A 12,091-nucleotide genomic window follows, 5' to 3' on the forward strand; every position below is an offset into this window, starting at 1 on the left:
CGGTGAAGCGCAACGCAGCTGACGCGGAAAATAACCAGCAAGATGCGAAAGATTAAGGGTTACATGGTACTAGCGGCTGAACGCGCGATCCCCCGGGCAGAGCAAGCCTGTCCGGGGGATCAAATCGTTTATAAATCCGCAGGGGATCCAGACATAGAGGATATCGCCGGCAATGGTCTTTTTGACTTCGGGTTTGAGGACGCTTTCGATTTCCAGATTGGCGGGACACTTGAAAACTTCTTCCAGTTGACGCTTGAAGGCCAGGAAATGGTGCAGGTCTTGCGGGAGTCCGCCGCTTCAATGGCAATCGATATCACTGCCCGGGTGCAGTTCTTCACGCACGGCACAGCCAAACGAACTTACCATCTTCCATGCCATAGACACTGTTGAACGAGCTCCCGGACAGTCGCACTCCCTGAGTTTTCAATCAGCCTGAGGCGGTGCGGTGGGCTGGGGAATTCCGGGGACATAATACCAATTTATCAGCTATCAGGCGCGATGAGCTCGACGGTCGGGAAATACGTCTGAAACCTGGCTCGGTCACGGGAAAGAAGGGGCAGTCGGGAGACGGCTGCATGGGCGCCGATGAAGAAATCAGGCAAGGGGGCGGTGCGGTTGCCGCCGGAACGCCTGTATTGCAGGTAGACTTTCCCGGCAAGAAAGAGGGCTTCCCGGGGGATGGGCAGAGTGCGGAAGCCTCCTCGGGCCATCATCTCGTCACACTCTTCGATCCGTTCAAAGCCAATCGAGACTTCGGCGAAAACGATGTCATTGATGAACAGACGCCCTTCCCGGTCGTAGTGGTTCAACATCCCCTCCGACCAACCTGCCCAACGGGGATCATCGGTCACCAGGTCGAGAATGACGTTGGAGTCGATCAGGATGCCAGTCACACATCCCCCCGGGTCAGGCGCATGATCTCATCTGTGCTCATTTTGGTTGTGGCTGTGCCACGCATCCTGCTGAACCGACCTTTCCGGTCGGACCCGGGTTCACTTTTGACGAGAAAGATTCGGCCTCGCTCTTCGATGAAATCGACCTCGCCGAGCGGCTGGATGCCAAGTTTTTCCCGCACATGTTTGGGAATGGTGACCTGTCCTTTTATAGTGACTTTCATGGCTCCCTCAAAGTAATACTTTTTGTAAGGATAGCCAGGTATTCGGTGGACGTCAAGCTCCGCAAAGATCTTTAGTGATCTGGTGACTTTGCGGGTCGTATCGCGTTGAAAACTGTCCACTTATTTGCAGGGCCAGGCGGGTGTAGATTTCGATTTCCGTCAAGTCACAACTGGTACAGGGTCACTCCCAACTACAGAGCAAACATCTCCTGGAGCAGGCCGATCGTTTTCATCTGCGCAACCTTGCTGATCACTCCCAGCTTCTTCACCAGCCTTCTTCGATCAACCGTGCGTATCTGGTCAAGCACGATCTGGCCGGTTTTGCCCTGGAAGGTACAGGCAACTCTGGTCGGGTAGTTTTTTCCCCTGGAGGTCATCGGCGCGACAATGACGGTGGATATATTATGATTGATTTCGTTGGGAGAAATAACGAGACAGGGCCGGGTCTTTTTTATCTCGTGACCAAGGGTTGGATCGAGGTTGACAAGGAAGACTTCGAAACGGTTTATTTCCATTCCCATTCTTCCTCGTCCCATGAACTCGGCGGAAAATCAATCAGCCGGTCATCCCCATTTTGCGCCATTGACTTGAACGCTTCCCCCCAATTCTCACGGGGCTGTGTCGCCGCTTTGATGATGAGTTTCCGGTCGTGGACCTCAAGCTCGACTTCCCCCTGAAAACCACATTGTTTTAAAATCGGCTTGGGGATTCTAACCCCCTGAGAATTGCCGATACGGATTATGGACGCCTTCATTTCGCCACCTCACCGCTAGAGTCGTGGCTATATTGTAATTACGACGGCAGCGAGTGTCAATTTTATTTCTCCGTCATCCCGAACTATCCCGCGTAACGCGCGGCAAACAGCTTCGGATCCTCCGTAAACGCCTCGATACAAGAAAGACAGATACAGGCCTTGCGCTGCAGCTCCGGCGGAACCAGGTCAATCAACGCGCCCGGAACCTCCACCTCGACACACCAGCAGGGACCGGCATCGGCGTGCAGCCCGCAATTGTTGTCCTGCTTGCAGATGGGACAGGTTTTGGCGGTCATGCCCCCTCACCCCCCGGCAATGATCGGCAGCAAGGTCACCTCGCTGCCGTCCGGCACCGGAGCCTGGTCTTCGTCGGAGAGGACCATGTTGCCGTTGATGGCGATATTCCAGGAACGATCCTGCAACTGCTCCGCGGCCTCCGGGAGCCGGCGCTGCAGTTCGGCCCGCAACTGGCCGAGGTCGCTGACCGGCTGATCGATGATCACCACCCCTTCCGGCGCCCCGGGCAGCGGCTGCGGCAGTTTGACCTGAACGCAGAAACCGGTTGCAACCCGGGAGAGTTTCGCGTGCCAGTCGGGAGCCGGGAGCCCTTCTGAATTGAGTCCGGTGAGCCGGTAGAAACGCTGCTTCAGCTCTTCGAACCGCTCCCGGTCGACCTTCTCCCCCTTGAACGGACCGACCGTGATCGGCTCCTCGAACCAGCGCCGCGGCAGGGTATCATCCTGCGCCCGCAGGCCGAAGCTGAAGTTGAGCATCCGCTCCAGTCCGATGATGTTGCGGCCGATCTCGTCCAGGTCGTCCCCGCTCAGGGTCATTCCGGTCAATCCCCTGATCTGCCCGGCGAAGAGTTCCAGGTCGGGGGTTGACGGCGAATTGAACAGCTTGGTGTTGAAGCGGCACATGCCGACCGCGTCGCCGGCAGCGAAGGTATTCTCGCAGCGCCGCACGGCGTATTCCTTGCCCTCGTAGGAGGTCGGCTGCGGTGCCACCACGCCGCCGTAGAGGGCGGTCTTGAAGGCGGCATCGTCGTTGATGCGGGCATTGATCTCCAGGGTGGCGCGGTTGCGCAGGTGATCCATGCCGCGGGTGGCAACCGCCAGACCGAGGGCGAAGGCCTTGAGAATGCGGGCGTCGTGGGGATCGGACTGGAACAGCCCCTTGGAAGCCATGCAGTAGTCAAGTGCCTCGGCCGGGTACCTGCCCTGCTCCACCGCCCGACTGGAGCAGGCGATGGTGTCGCCGAAACCTTCCCGCTTCGCGGTCATGAACAGCAGCTGCTCGATGACCGGATAATTGCCCCAGGTCAGTTCCAGGCCACCGGTATCTTCCTGATCGATGATGCCGCGCTGGTAGAGTTCCATCGCCCAGGCGATGGCGCTGCCGCAGCTGGAGGCGTCGAGGGCGAGATCATTGATGATGTTGTTGAGCCTCAAGACCTGTTCCGGCTCCTTGATGCCGATGTTGGGACCGAACTTGCCGACGATAATGTATTCCGGCCCTTCTCCCTTGTCGTACTGGTCGAAGACCCCGTCGTTGTTGATGCCGTTGTAGGTCCGCTGCTTGTGATGCTCCAGCGTGCTCTGGTCTTTGTCGTAGCTGGCGTTGCCGGCGATGCCGGTCAGGGCGCTGGCGCCCCAGCCCCCCTTGCCGCCGGGCAGCATGTCGTTGTTGGCCCGGCAGCAGACCGGACACTTGTAGCAGCCGCTCATGTTCGGTCGGTAGGGATCGAAATTGTCGGCGTCGAGGCTGTCGTGCCAGGTGGTCTCCTGGTTGTTCTTGGTGCCCATGGCGCCGAGGACCCGGCTCGGCTTGTAGAGGAACGGCGTGCCGACCTTCTTCAGGGCGTTCTGCACCACGCTGGCGGAGAGGATCTTCTTGCCGATCTCGCGGTTTTGCCGCTTGTAGTCGGCCGTGAGATCGAACTCGGGCGGCTTGCCGAGCAGCAGGATCGCCTTGAGGTTGAGGCTCCCCATCTTGGCGCCGCCGCCGCCGCGCGCCCAGATCGATTTCTGCCCGGCCATGATACCGCTGCACAGCACCCGGTTCTCCCCGGCGCTGCTGATGCGCGCCATGGCCATATCCTTCTGTTCTGTGCAGGCAAAATCGCATTCGATCGCCGCCGTGAACGCGATATTGTTCATGCCGCGATAGCGGGTGGCATCGACGAAGTCGACCTGGTCCCGGTCAATCTTCAGCAGCGTCCACTGCGAATTGCGCCCGTAAAGTACCAGGTGGTCATAGCCGTGGCGCTTGAGAAAGGCGGGAAAGTAGTCGCCGGCATTGCTGTCGAGAATCGCCCGGCTTTCCGGTGAGCGGCTGGTGACATTGCCGCGGGTGGCGCTCGGCATATTGGCGGTCAGGATCCCGGCGCCGAAGATCAGCGGCACCCCGGGGTCGAGGGGATCGAGCCCCGCATCCAGCAGATTGTAGAGCAGGAACATATTGCCGCCGCGCCCGCCGAGGAAGGTCTTGACCACCTCCACCGGCAGGTAGGCGCGCCGACTCTCGCGGCGTTCCAGGTCGACGAACAGCACCGCACCCTGGGTCGGGTACTGCGGTTGTTCCTGCATCCGTTCAACAAGTCGATCAACCCGCGCTCTGATATCCATGAGGTCCTCGCATCTGAAAAATCCTAGTTCTGTTCAGCCTCGGCGGCAAAATCTCCATCGACAGGGCCACCCAGCAGTTTCGGGCTATGACGACGAAAGGTGGTCAGAATCTCCTCAAAGGGCACATCTGCATACACGCCCCGATCGTGGACATATTCCAGGTGCCTGCGCTGATCAACGTCGTAAGGATGAAAAATCGAATCCTCGCGGCCATCGAACTCCAGCGGTTTGACCCGGAAGCGGGTACAGAGCTCGAGATTGAAGGCCGGGGTCGCCTTGACCCAGCGCCCATCCAGCAGAATTTCCGTAAAGGCATGCCAACGCATCAGGTCGCCGCCGTTAAGCTCCCTCAGTCGTGGCGTGGTGAGGTGATTTCTGACATCGGCAAACCCGAGACGGGCCGGGAGCCCCATGACGCGACAGCAGGCCGCCAACAGGGACGCCTTGGAGATGCAGAATCCGAAGCCCCTGCCGAGGACACTGCTGGCCCGATAGTTTTCCACATCGGTGAAATCAAGATAGGGGGTGTAGCGGATTCCGTCCCGCACTGCGTAATAGAGGTTTACGGCCTGGTCAATGGGGCTGGCGGCGTCGCCGGCAATGATATGGGCAAAGTCCCGGACCGCATGACTGTCCGAGTCAACAAATTCGCCCGGCTGAAGAAAGGTCGAACGTTCCATCTTTTCAGAACAGCAGCATCGGGCAGTTCACCTTGTGCATCGCCGCGTTGGTGATCGAACCGAACAGGATGTCGCTGACCTCGCCGCCCCCCTCGTGGCGCGCCATCACCAGCAGGAAAATCTCCTCTTCAGCATCGATCTTCTTGATCACGGCGATCGGGTCACCCTCTTCCAGCCGCAGTTCAGGGTTGAATCCGGCCTCGCGAAAACGCTCGGCGAACTTCTCCAGGAACTTGTACCCGGCCTCGCGGGCCCGCTCGCGGATGCTGGCCAGCTGCGGTTCCGGGATCGCCCGGTAGGAAAGCTTGTCCTCCAGCACGTGCAGCAGGGTGATCCGGTCGGGGAACCGGGTGCGGTTGCCGAGAAATCCGCTGATCGCTTTTTCCGTGGTTTCCGAGTCGTCGACCGGAATAAGAATCCGTGCGTTCATAGCTACCTCCTCAAGTAGGTCATTATACCACCTGGACCCGGTTCAACCGAACGGTCAACCGTACACCAGCCGCGGCAGGAACAGCACCAGGTCCGACCAGTAGGTCAACACCATGAGGATCGCGATCTGGATCACCAGAAAGGGAATGACCGAGCGGGAGACATAGAGCAGGTTGCGATCGACAGTAGCCCCGGAAATGTAAAGGCTGACGCCCAGCGGCGGGGTGCAGTAGCCGATGCCGAGGTTGATGGTCATCAGCAGCCCGAAATGCATGGTGTCGATACCGAACTGCGACAGCAGCGGCAGAAAAATCGGGGTCAGGATCAGGGTCGCCGAAATGATATCCATGAACATGCCGACAATCAGCAGCAGGATATTGACCGCCAGCAGGAACACCCAGGGCGACTGGATGTGACTGACCACCGCTTCGGCAATCTGGTTCGGGATCTGCTCGAAGGTGAGAAATTCACCGAACACCGACGCCCCGGCGACGATCACCAGCAGGGTCGCGGAGGTCACTGCGGAGGAGACCACCACCTGCTTGACGTCACTCAGCTTCATGTCCTTGTGAATGAAGATCTCGACGAAGAAGGCGTAGAAGCAGGCAACCACCGCCGCCTCGTTGGCGGTGAAGATGCCGGAATAGATGCCGCCGAAGATCAGCACCGGCAGGAACAGCGCCCAGGCGCTCTCCCGCAGGGTGGCCATCGCCTCCTTGAAGCTCGGCCGGGGCATGGTCTTGGTCCCCTTGCGGCGGCAGAAGAAGTAGGCGTAGAGGCTCATCGCCAGGATGATCATCACCCCGGGGATGAAACCGGTCAGAAACAGCGCCTCCAGCCGATCGTTGCTGATCATCGAGTAGAGGATCATCGAAATCGACGGCGGGATGATGATGCCGAGGATTGGTGCGGTGGTCATGATGCCGACCGAAAATTCCTCGTCGTAGCCGTTCTCGATCAGCGCCGGAATCATGAAACCGCCGATCGCCACCACCGTGGCGACGGTCGAGCCGGAGATGGCGCCGAAGAAACCGCAGGCGAGGACGCCGGCCATGGCCAGCCCGCCGGGCAGAAAGCCGACCAGGGTATTGGCGGTCTTGATCAGCTTCTGGACAATGCTGCCGGTGGTCATGACATTGCCGCAGAGGATAAAGAACAAGACCACCGCCAGGGCGAACTTGTCCATGCTCCGGTAGAGCACTTCAATGGCGATCTGCGGATCAATACCGACGATCAGCACCAATCCGACCAGGCCGGTAAAGAACAGCGCCAGAAATACCGGCACCGTCGAACCGAGCAGGCCGAGCAGCAGAAACAGGATAATCAGGTCATTACTGTCCATATCGGTAACGGGCAGACGCGTCAGCAGCCGTTCGGGTGACAACCCCGAAAAGCGCTAGCCTGCCTTCGACTCCTTCCAGTCTTCAACCATGACAAGCAGGGTGCGAAAAAACATCATCGCGCCCATCAGCGGCAGCACCGCGTAGAAGATCCACTCCGGAATCTGCAGGCTGGCGGTGCGGGCGAACTCGTCCTCGTACATCATCACCGTCATCTGCCAACCGAGCCGGACCATCAGGGCTGAAAAAACCAGCACCGCCAGGTTGGCAAACATGGTCAGCGGCAATTTCAGTTTCGGCAGCATCTGCGGCAGGGCGTCAATCCGGATCAGCGACCGGCTCCGCACCGCGGCAATGCAGCCGATATAGGTCGAGAAGTAGATGGTCTTGCGCACCACCTCATCCGACCAGTAGAGATTGACATCGGCGGTCGCCTTGCGCAGGATCACGTTGGCCAGCGCCACCAGCAGGGCGACCATCACCGCCATGAAAAGGGACCATTCTTCAAACCATCGGAAAACCCGGTCGACAGTCTGAAAGGTTTTTTTCAACATCGTCCACCTCGATTACCTGAATCCGTGGGTTTGTGCCGGATGAAGAGTGTAAGTGCTTGGCCTGAATGTGGTTTCCAAAAATCTGAGGCGCACCCATAGGTTCGCCGGTGATTTTTTGGAAGCGCAGGCAGGTCAATGACTTGCGCTATTCGCCGGTGACAAGCTCACTGATTCAGGGGTTAAAAAAGGGGTCGGAGAACCGAGCTCTCCGACCCCGCTCAACTCTGGATTGAATCAACAGATATGCGGCTCAGTCCCCGAGGGTACTGCGCACCTTGGCCAGATAGTCGATGCCGATCTTCTTGCCCCACTTGGCGTAAACCGGCTGGGCCTTCTTGATCAGTTCGGCCTTGTCGGCAGCCGACAGGGTGATGAACTCGATGCCGGCGGCCTTGGCCTTGGCAATCTGGTCGGCCTGCTGCTTGCGGGTCAGCTCACGGGTCTTGGCGCTCTCCTCCTTGATGGTGTCGAGCAGGATGGTCTGCAGGTCCTTCGGCAGCTTGTTGAACCAGCGCTTGTTGATCAGGTGAATGAACAGCCCCTGGGCGTAATTCAACTCGGTGAAGTACTTGGCAATGGTGAATTTCTTGGTGATGTTGCAGACGATGGCGGTGTGGTCGAGGCCGTTGATAACGCCGGTCTGCAGCGCCTGCGGAACATCCGGCCAGGGCAGCACAGTGAATTTCAGGCCCCAGGCCTTGTAAATATCGGCGTTGACCGGCGCCTGGGCGATACGGAAGTTGACCTTCTTGGCGTCGGCGAGGTTGCGCACCGGGGTGGTGGTGGCCCAGCCGTAGGTACCGTAACCGGTGATGTCGGCAACCAGCAGCCCCTGGTTCTGGGCGCTGTTGGAGTAGGGGACCCAGAGATCCGGATCATTGCGGAACTTTTCCAGCTTGTCGAAGGTATCGACCACGTAGGGCAGGTTGACGATCCCGAGACGGTCGGAAATGTTGGCCGCCGCGACCGACGAGGCCATCATCCCCTGCACGGCGCCGAGCTTGAGCTTGGCGATAACGTCCTTCTCCCCGCCGAGCTGGGCCAGCGGACGGAAATCAACGTAGAGACGACCGCCCGACTTCTTCCAGACCGCGTCACGAATCCGGTAGCCGACGGCGATACCCTCGATAACCGGGTGCGAAATGTTGGAAAGAATGTAGGTGTACTTGGCACCGGAAGGGTCAAACTTCGGCTTCCAGGCGGCCAGGGGATCCTTCTTCTTTCCGGCGGCGAAACTTGGGGCAGCGAGCAGAACCACGACCAGCAGGGCAATCAGAACGGACGTTCTTTTCATCAGACACCTCCAATTGGTTGGAATGGGCCCGACACCAGCGATCTGGCGGCAGACAATGAATGAACCCGACAACAAAACAATAGATAAAATAATACGCTGTTTTACTCCATAATTTCCAGTAATTTTTACCCTTTTCTCAACAATTTCGGCTGAGACATTGATCAAACAAAACTTGTTTTCTTTTTAACCGATTGAACCGAACCCGTGTCGGCGAATTCACCCTCTGGCTTCCAGCGCCTTGACCAGGGTACGCAGGGTGCGGTGATGAGGGGTCATCACCCCGGCCCGTTCGCCGTATTCGACGATTTTGCCGTTCAGATAGTCGATCTCGGTCTGCCGACCGGCCTCGATATCCTGCAGCATCGATGGTTTATGATGCCCGGCGCCCTTGATGTAATCGAGGCATTCAAGGTAGAAATCGGGGCCCAGCAGCAACTCGTTGGCCCGCGCCACCATGACACCTTCCTTCAGCAGGGCGTCGACCAGGCTGTAGACGATCGGATCGTTGATCACCTCGAACATGGTCTTGCCGGTCACCGCGCAGACCGGATTCATGCAGGAGTTGTTGACCGCCTTGGTCCAGACCATGTTACGGATCTGCTCGGTATGACGGGTATCGAGACCGGCTTCGGTCAGGGCCCGGCAGATGCCAACGGCCGCGTCCCTGGACTGCGGATCAAGCTCCTGCAGGTAATGCGGGCGGTGGTGAAAAGCCAGCCGGACCCGGGCCGGACCGTCCAGGATGCAGCCGTAATTGACCACGGCGCGCATCACCTGCTTTTTTCCCAGCCGTTCGGCCAGCACCAGCTCGGTATCGATGCCGTTCTGCCAGCTGACCACGTACCGCTCCCCGGCGATGAAACCTTCCAGGGCCGAAGCGATGATCGGCAGCGCCGTCGCCTTGACGGTGACGATCACCACGTCGGGCGGGTCCTCGGCCAGCAGATCAATTCGGGTGGTGGTTTTCGCTACCGGCGCGGAAAAGTCTTCCGCTCCGGAGAGGATGATGCCCGGCTCCATGGCCGCCTCCAGCAACGGCGCCTGGACATCACAGAGGGTCACGTCACAGCCGCCGCGGGCCAGAAAAGCGGCGACAATACAGCCGACCGGACCGGCGCCGATGACGGCAAACTTTTTTGGGTTGAAACTACTCTTCTCCGGCATAGCCACTCCCTGACTTGCTGCTTGTTTAGTCCTGCCCCACCAGAATGCCGAACGATTCCGCATCAAGCAGCCTGGCACCGCTTTTTTCCAGGACCTTGAGCGCCTGGTCGATAGCGCTGAAATGGAACACCATCACCGCTTTCTGCAGGTTGGCCCCGGCCACCGCGTACATGTAATCGACGTTGATACCGGTCCCGAGGAACAGGCTGAGCAGATCCGCCAGGCTGCCGGGGGTATCCTCGATCTCGACCGCCACCACGTCATCGACCCGAGCCGGAATCAGTCGCTCCATGACCACCGCCCGGGCGGCGGCCAGGTCGGACACCAGGATCCGCAGCACGCCGAAATCGTGGGTCGAATCGCAGATGCAATGGGCACGCAGGTTGATGCCGGCATCACCCAGCGCGCGGGTCACCTCGTGCAGGCGACCGGGGGAGTTTTCCAGTGGAATGGAGAGTTGTTTCAGTTTCATGCGAATATCCTTTGCAATGATCTGGAATCAGGCCACCAAGACACCAAGAGCACCAAGAAAACCTTTTTCAACGGAGAGCCGCAGAGAGGGAGAGAACGCAGAGAAAACCAAAAGCAGTTTTTGGTTTTAAACCCAAAAGATTTTCTCTCCATCTCTGCTCCTCACCGCCTCTGCGTTGAATAAGTCTTGATCTTGGCGGCATTCGATCGCCAGGATCTCACTTCGGCTCCAGCGCCTTGACGAGCCCGCGGATCATGCTGTTGTACGGGGTCGGTATCCCGGCCTGCTTGCCGTATTCGACAATCTTGCCGTTGATGTAATCGACCTCGGTGCGCCGTTTGGCCTCGACATCCTGCAGCATCGACGGCTTGTGGTTGCCGGCGTTCTTGATGTAATTGATGGCGTAGGGATAATAGCCCGATCCGAGTGAGAACTCGTTGGCGCGGGCCACCGCGATCCCCTCCTTGATCAGTGCGTCGACCAGGTTGAAGGTGATCGGATCGTTGATGATTTCGACCATCGTCATGCCGGTCACCGCGCACATCGGGTTCATGCAGGCATTCATCACCGACTTGCGCCAGACCATGTCGGCGATCTGGTCGGTATGCTGCGTATCGAGACCGCAGTCGGTCAGCACCCGGCTGATGCCGAGAGCGGCCTCCTTCGCCTGCGGGTCGAGTTCCTGCAGGTAGTGAGGCCGATGGTGGAAGGCGAGACGGATATGCCCCGGGCTGAGCGGCACGCAACCGAAATTGACCACCCCGCGCAGCACCGCCTGCGGGCCCAGCACCTGGGCCAGCTCCAGCTCGGTATCGATGCCGTTCTGCCAGCTGACCACATAGCGGCCCTCACCGGCAAAGCCTTCGAGGGCCGAGGCGATCAACGGCAGCGCGGTGGCCTTGACGGCGATAAAGACCACATCGGGGGGATCCTCGAGCAGGTCATCCACCCGGGTGGTGGTGCGTGTCACCCGGGCCTGAAAACTGTCGACGCCCTCCAGCAGAATCCCCGGCTCCAAAGCCGGCGCCAGCAGCTCCGGAACGATGTCGCACAACGTGACATCATAGCCGCCTTTGGCCAGGAAGGCGGCAACGATGCCACCGACCGGACCGGCACCGATCACGGCGAATTTTTTCGGACAGTAGCTGGTTTCACCCATCTGTTCTCTCCCTGACCTGAGTCACTGATTCAGGCCTGATAACGGTCAAGCGGGACTTTCGAGAATGCCGAACGATTCGGCGTCCAGGATCCTGATCCCGTTCTCCTGCAGCAGCCTGATCGCCAGGTCATTGTCACTGAAGCAGAACACCATCACCGCCCTGCCGGATGAGGTCCCCGCCAGGGCATACATGTAATCGACGTTGACCTTGTTCTCCATCAACAGCTTCAGCACCTTGGCCAGACTGCCGGGGGTGTCGACGATCTCCGCCGCCACCACCTCGTCAACCCGGGCCGGGAACTGCTTTTCCATGATCACCCGCCGCGCGGTGGCGACATCGGAAACCAGGATGCGCAGCACCCCGAAGCCGGAAATGTCGGAAATCGACAGTGATCTCAGGTTGAGCCCGGCCGCGCCGAGAGCCTCGGTCGCTTCGTAGAGCCGCCCCGGGGCGTTTTCGAGAAAGATCGAAATCTGTTTCAGTTTCTTCATGACCATCTC

The 12,091-nt window shown here is 59.1% G+C and carries 16 protein-coding genes; 1 reads left to right on the forward strand and 15 read right to left on the reverse strand.

Annotation, left to right across the window (positions count from 1 at the left end):
* Window positions 1-42 precede the first annotated feature (42 nt).
* Window positions 43-390 (forward strand): hypothetical protein, encoded by a 348-nt coding sequence (locus B5V00_RS10020; protein ID WP_085010657.1) that lies wholly within the window; start codon window positions 43-45, stop codon window positions 388-390.
* Between the two features lie 92 nt (window positions 391-482).
* Here B5V00_RS10020 and B5V00_RS10025 read toward each other — a convergent pair whose 3' ends face one another.
* The 15 genes from B5V00_RS10025 to B5V00_RS10095 all read right to left on the reverse strand — a co-directional run bounded on the left by B5V00_RS10025 (window position 483) and on the right by B5V00_RS10095 (window position 12,082).
* Window positions 483-893 carry a type II toxin-antitoxin system VapC family toxin gene (locus B5V00_RS10025; RefSeq protein ID WP_085010658.1) on the reverse strand — a complete coding sequence of 137 codons (411 nt, stop codon included), beginning with the start codon at window positions 891-893 and terminating at the stop codon, window positions 483-485.
* The gene (locus B5V00_RS10030; RefSeq protein WP_085010659.1) at window positions 890-1,117 is read right to left on the reverse strand and encodes an AbrB/MazE/SpoVT family DNA-binding domain-containing protein; all 228 of its coding nucleotides are present in this window, start codon (window positions 1,115-1,117) and stop codon (window positions 890-892) included. The genes B5V00_RS10025 and B5V00_RS10030 overlap by 4 nt, the downstream gene beginning before the upstream one ends.
* A 191-nt stretch (window positions 1,118-1,308) precedes the next feature.
* The gene (locus tag B5V00_RS10035) at window positions 1,309-1,638 is read right to left on the reverse strand and encodes a type II toxin-antitoxin system PemK/MazF family toxin (RefSeq protein WP_085010660.1); all 330 of its coding nucleotides are present in this window, start codon (window positions 1,636-1,638) and stop codon (window positions 1,309-1,311) included.
* The gene (locus tag B5V00_RS10040) at window positions 1,623-1,871 is read right to left on the reverse strand and encodes an AbrB/MazE/SpoVT family DNA-binding domain-containing protein (protein ID WP_085010661.1); all 249 of its coding nucleotides are present in this window, start codon (window positions 1,869-1,871) and stop codon (window positions 1,623-1,625) included. Before B5V00_RS10040 ends, B5V00_RS10035 begins: the two co-directional genes overlap by 16 nt.
* An 83-nt stretch (window positions 1,872-1,954) precedes the next feature.
* Window positions 1,955-2,167, reverse strand: a complete 213-nt coding sequence (locus tag B5V00_RS10045) for a cysteine-rich CWC family protein (RefSeq protein ID WP_085010662.1) — start codon at window positions 2,165-2,167, stop codon at window positions 1,955-1,957.
* 6 nt (window positions 2,168-2,173) lie between these two features.
* Complete coding sequence (locus B5V00_RS10050; RefSeq protein WP_085010663.1) at window positions 2,174-4,498, reverse strand: aldehyde ferredoxin oxidoreductase C-terminal domain-containing protein; 2,325 nt, start codon at window positions 4,496-4,498, stop codon at window positions 2,174-2,176.
* A gap of 23 nt (window positions 4,499-4,521) precedes the next feature.
* Entirely contained in the window at window positions 4,522-5,178 is a 657-nt protein-coding gene (locus B5V00_RS10055; RefSeq protein WP_085010664.1) for a transglutaminase-like domain-containing protein, read from the reverse strand.
* Window positions 5,179-5,182: 4 nt separating this feature from the next.
* Complete coding sequence (locus B5V00_RS10060) at window positions 5,183-5,608, reverse strand: universal stress protein (RefSeq protein WP_085010665.1); 426 nt, start codon at window positions 5,606-5,608, stop codon at window positions 5,183-5,185.
* A 54-nt stretch (window positions 5,609-5,662) separates the two neighbouring features.
* Window positions 5,663-6,949: a TRAP transporter large permease gene (locus tag B5V00_RS10065; RefSeq protein WP_085010776.1), complete on the reverse strand. Its 1,287-nt coding sequence runs from the start codon at window positions 6,947-6,949 to the stop codon at window positions 5,663-5,665.
* Window positions 6,950-7,003: 54 nt separating this feature from the next.
* Window positions 7,004-7,501 (reverse strand): TRAP transporter small permease, encoded by a 498-nt coding sequence (locus B5V00_RS10070; RefSeq protein ID WP_085010666.1) that lies wholly within the window; start codon window positions 7,499-7,501, stop codon window positions 7,004-7,006.
* A 250-nt stretch (window positions 7,502-7,751) separates the two neighbouring features.
* A complete protein-coding gene (locus B5V00_RS10075; RefSeq protein WP_085010667.1) occupies window positions 7,752-8,795 on the reverse strand; it encodes a TRAP transporter substrate-binding protein in 1,044 nt (347 codons plus the stop codon).
* Between the two features lie 216 nt (window positions 8,796-9,011).
* Entirely contained in the window at window positions 9,012-9,959 is a 948-nt protein-coding gene (locus B5V00_RS10080; RefSeq protein WP_085010668.1) for a ketopantoate reductase family protein, read from the reverse strand.
* A gap of 25 nt (window positions 9,960-9,984) precedes the next feature.
* Complete coding sequence (locus tag B5V00_RS10085; protein WP_085010669.1) at window positions 9,985-10,431, reverse strand: amino acid-binding protein; 447 nt, start codon at window positions 10,429-10,431, stop codon at window positions 9,985-9,987.
* A gap of 217 nt (window positions 10,432-10,648) precedes the next feature.
* Window positions 10,649-11,590, reverse strand: a complete 942-nt coding sequence (locus B5V00_RS10090) for a ketopantoate reductase family protein (RefSeq protein ID WP_085010670.1) — start codon at window positions 11,588-11,590, stop codon at window positions 10,649-10,651.
* Between the two features lie 45 nt (window positions 11,591-11,635).
* Window positions 11,636-12,082: an amino acid-binding protein gene (locus B5V00_RS10095; RefSeq protein WP_085010777.1), complete on the reverse strand. Its 447-nt coding sequence runs from the start codon at window positions 12,080-12,082 to the stop codon at window positions 11,636-11,638.
* Between the last annotated feature and the right edge of the window lie 9 nt (window positions 12,083-12,091).

The sequence above is a fragment of the Geothermobacter hydrogeniphilus genome, assembly GCF_002093115.1.
GTDB classification, from domain to species: Bacteria; Desulfobacterota; Desulfuromonadia; order Desulfuromonadales; family Geothermobacteraceae; genus Geothermobacter_A; species Geothermobacter_A hydrogeniphilus.